At 69.0% G+C, this 2562-nt stretch carries 3 protein-coding genes and 1 pseudogene; 1 reads left to right on the top strand and 3 read right to left on the bottom strand.

The window, feature by feature from the left end; genetic code table 11:
- Both ACWD3C_RS48335 and ACWD3C_RS48330 read right to left on the bottom strand, forming a co-directional pair.
- Window positions 1-89, bottom strand: a pseudogene (locus ACWD3C_RS48335) (ISAzo13-like element transposase-related protein); the annotation flags it as partial.
- A 19-nt stretch (window positions 90-108) separates the two neighbouring features.
- Complete coding sequence (locus tag ACWD3C_RS48330; protein ID WP_451155165.1) at window positions 109-1284, bottom strand: thiolase family protein; 1176 nt, start codon at window positions 1282-1284, stop codon at window positions 109-111.
- Window positions 1285-1403: 119 nt separating this feature from the next.
- Between ACWD3C_RS48330 and ACWD3C_RS48325 the strand changes: the two genes are divergently transcribed.
- Entirely contained in the window at window positions 1404-1883 is a 480-nt protein-coding gene (locus ACWD3C_RS48325) for a winged helix-turn-helix transcriptional regulator (RefSeq protein WP_451155163.1), read from the top strand.
- Between the two features lie 35 nt (window positions 1884-1918).
- Here the strand turns inward: ACWD3C_RS48325 and ACWD3C_RS48320 are convergent, their stop codons facing one another.
- Window positions 1919-2428 (bottom strand): hypothetical protein, encoded by a 510-nt coding sequence (locus tag ACWD3C_RS48320; protein WP_451155161.1) that lies wholly within the window; start codon window positions 2426-2428, stop codon window positions 1919-1921.
- Between the last annotated feature and the right edge of the window lie 134 nt (window positions 2429-2562).

The raw sequence follows: 2562 nt of genomic DNA, 5'->3' as shown, positions 1-2562 counted from the left end.
GCGAGTTCACTCTTCCAGGCGCGGGTGCGGTAGCCGTTGGAGCCGCCCGCGTCGGCGGTGATCATCAGACGGGTGGCGTGTGGGTAGTCGTGGCGATCTTCGGGCCCGCTAAGCCTCCAGGCCTTCCAGGATCATCGCGTTGGCCAGGCCGCCCGCCTCGCACATCGTCTGGAGGGCGTAGCGGGCGCCGCGTGCGCGCATCGCGTGGACGAGGGTCGTGGTCAGCCGGGTGCCGCTCGCGCCGAGCGGGTGGCCGAGGGCGATCGCGCCGCCGTGCACATTGACCTTGTCGAGATCGGCCCCGGTCTCCTGACGCCAGGCCAGGACGACGCTGGAGAACGCCTCGTTGACCTCGAACAGGTCGATGTCGTCGAGGCGCAGACCGGCCCTGCGCAGCACCTTCTCGGTCGCCGGGATCACGCCGGTGAGCATCAGCAGCGGGTCGGATCCGGTGACGGCGAAGCTGTGCAGCCGGGCGAGCGGGCGCAGACCGAGGCGGGCCGCGGTCTCACTGGAGGTGATCAGCACGGCGGAGGCGCCGTCGTTGACCGGGCTGGAGTTCCCGGCCGTCACGTTCCACTCGATCTGCGGGAAGCGCTCGGCGAACGCGGGGTCGTAGAAGGCGGGCTTGAGTCCCGCGAGGACCTCCGGCGTGCTGCTGGGCCGTACGCACTCGTCGCGCGAGGCCCCGTCCAGGGGCGCGACCTCGGCGTCGAAGAGACCTCGCTGCCAGGCCTCGGTGGCCCGGTGGTGCGAGGAGGCGGCGAAGGCGTCCAATTGTCCGCGGGTGAGGGACCACTTGGCGGTGATGAGTTCGGCGCTGATGCCCTGCGGGACGAGTCCCTCGGGGAAGCGCGCGGCGACACCCGGGCCGAACGGGTCCTTGCCGGGCGGCACGTTGGACCACATCGGCACCCGGCTCATCGACTCGACCCCGCAGGCGACGACCAGGTCGTACGCCCCCGACATGACTCCCTGGGCCGCGAAGTGCACGGCCTGCTGGGAGGAGCCGCACTGCCGGTCGACCGTGGTCGCGGGCACCGTCTCCGGGAAGCCCGCCGAGAGCACGGCGTAGCGGGTGGTGTTCATGGCCTGCTCGCCGACCTGGTCGACGGTGCCGCCGATGACGTCGTCGATCAGCGCGGGGTCGACACCGGAGCGCGCGACGAGGGTGCGCAGGGTGTGGGCGAGGAGTTCAACGGGGTGGACATCGGTGAGGGAGCCGTTGGGCTTGCCCTTGCCGATCGGGGTGCGTACGGCTTCGACGACGACTGCGTCACGCATGTGCGGCCTCCACAGTGGGGCACGAGGGCGACTACCGGTGAGTAGGAAATCCAAACTCACCATAACTCGGTAAGTCTGAAAACCAAACCCACCACCGATCGCGTCCTTAGACTGGCTCCATGGCCGCCACCAAGGACTCCAAAGAGCCCCGCCCCTGCTCGATCGCCGACACGCTCGCCCTCGTCGGTGAGAAGTACTCCCTGCTCGTCCTGCGGGAGGTATGTCTGCGCAACGGCCGCTTCGATCAGTTGGTGCGCAATATCGGGGCCCCGCGCGACGTCCTGGCCACCCGGCTGCGCCGCCTGGTCGACGCCGGGATCCTCACCAAGCGCGCGTACAGCGAGCGCCCGCAGCGCTTCGAGTACCGGCCCACACCGGCGGGCCTTGAGCTGGAACCGGTCCTGATGACCCTGATGGCGTGGGGCGACCGCCATCTGCGCACGGCCGACGACCGCCCCATGATCGTCGAGCACTCCTGCGGCAACGAACTCGTCCCGACAGTCACCTGCGCGACCTGCGGCGACCGGATCCACCACGAGGATCTCATCGCCCACCCGCAGGCCCCGGGGTGGACGGTGGCGGGACCGACGGCGGCATAGCCGGGCAGTCGGGGCAGCGGGGCTCAGGTAGAGGGCTACCGAATGGATAGTCCTCCCATGAGTATCTCGGCACGGATCCGGCCGACCGTCCGATCTGCGGCCACCTGCTCGACCTCACCGAAGTAGGCATCGCGCGGAAGGGTCTCCTGCTGGAGACCGTGGTCGCCGGGGTCCGGGACACGGACATCAGGGGCAGGCGGCAACTCGTCGACGTGAGCGACAAGATCGCGCAGGCCATCGAGGAGGCGCGCCGTCGTCGTCCCCTCATCGGCGTGGGTGAGCTGCGCGTTGATGCGCCGGTGGTCGGAAGTGTGCAGGTTGATGCGGTGGCGTCGACGCACCCAGTCGGCGGCGTCGCAACCGCTGAATTTGACCCCGCTCAGGTCGATAAAGATCTGGAGGGGGTCCATGTCGAAGGCGCGTGCCTCGCCGCAGAAGTCATCGCGGTTGTTGACGTGCAGGCCTTCGATGTACGCGATGGCCGCTCGTACAAGGCGGGCTCTGGAAAGTGCCTCATCCATGAGCTCACGGCCATGTTCCGTCATCGAGCGGCGCCCCCCGTCGTGGGCTTGCGCCGCTCGGCCGCGGTCAGGCTTCTGAGCTCCGTGCCGCCACCTGGTCGCTGTTGTGGTGTGCCAGTGACGCGAGAATTTCCTTGCGGCAGACATCGAGGATTTCG

It is taken from the genome of Streptomyces sp. NPDC002845 (assembly GCF_053591955.1).
Note: the sequence above shows the minus strand (reverse complement) of the source record. Positions and strands in the feature narration are given on the sequence as shown.